Annotated in this window: 1 protein-coding gene; it reads left to right on the top strand. The window is 62.0% G+C overall.

The genetic code is table 11. The features are described from left to right. The first annotated feature begins 76 nt into the window (after nt 1-76). Nucleotides 77-1,120, top strand: coding sequence for an IS5 family transposase (locus ROE7235_RS19605; RefSeq protein ID WP_121097724.1), 1,044 nt, complete (start codon nt 77-79; stop codon nt 1,118-1,120). The last annotated feature ends 165 nt before the right edge of the window (nt 1,121-1,285 follow it).

The raw sequence follows: 1,285 nt of genomic DNA on the forward strand, positions 1-1,285 counted from the left end.
GGGCACCTCTAAAAATTGCCCCAACCTTGGCGCTGCTGTATAACTGAGGCGGTGGACCAGCACAGGGAATGCAGCCATGGCGCAGATGGGTTTCTTTGATCTTTCAGATCGCTACGCGAGCCTGGACGCCAAGAAGGACCCACTGGTCGAGATCGACACCGTTGTGCCCTGGGAAGAATTCCGGCCGACGCTTGAGCGGGTCTGGCGCAAGCCTGAGACGGAGCGAAAGTCGCGCGCCGGGCGCAAGCCGATAGACGCTGTGCTGATGTTCAAGACGCTGGTGCTGAGCGCGCTCTACAACCTGTCCGACGACCAGATCGAATACCAGGTGCGCGACCGGCTGTCGTTCATGCGGTTCCTGGGTCTTGGACTGGAGGACCGCGTTCCCGACGCCAAGACGGTCTGGCTCTATCGCGAGGGGCTGGCGCAGGCGGGTCTGGTCGAGGAGTTGTTCAAGCAATTCGACGGGTATCTGGCGCGGCAGGGCTACATCGCGCGGGGCGGTCAGATCCTGGATGCGTCCATCGTGCCGGTGCCGAAGAACCGCAATACCCGCGAGGAAAACAAGACCATCAAGAGCGGTGAGGTGCCCGAGGACTGGAAGGACAAGCCCGCGATGCGCTCACAGAAAGACCTCGATGCGCGCTGGACGAAAAAGCATGGCAAAAGCCATTACGGCTACAAAAACCACGTGAATGTGGACCACAAGCACAAGCTGGTGCGCCGCTACCATGTCAGCGACGCCGCCCTGCACGACAGTCAGGCGGTGGATCACCTGCTGATGCGGGGCAACACTGGCGCGGGCGTCTGGGCGGATTCAGCCTACCGGTCCGAGGAGATGGAGGCGAAGCTGCGCGACCGGAAGCTGACCAGTCACATTCACCGCAAGGGGAAACGGGGCAAGCCGCTGACCGAACAGGCCAAGGCCAGCAACCGGACCAAATCGACCGTTCGGGTCCGGGTCGAGCACATATTCGGCGCGCAGACCAACGACATGGGCGGCACGCTGGTGCGCACGATCGGCATGGTGCGGGCCAAGGCCAAGATCGGGATGAAAAATCTTGCCTACAACATGCGTCGCCTCGTCCAGCTGCGCCGCCTGAACCCTTCCCCGGCCTAACCCCGGGGCGCGGAAATCAGGCCAAAAGGCCACAAAACTGCACTTCAGCGACCCCTGACCATGACCGACGGGCGCGACCAGGGCGCTGCGGATGGCGTCATTTGCGAATTCAAGCGGCTGAAAGCACTACGCGCCAGCAAAAGCGGTCAAAAATCGAGGTGCCCT

It is taken from the genome of Roseinatronobacter ekhonensis (genome assembly GCF_900499075.1).
GTDB classification, from domain to species: Bacteria; Pseudomonadota; Alphaproteobacteria; order Rhodobacterales; family Rhodobacteraceae; genus Roseinatronobacter; species Roseinatronobacter ekhonensis.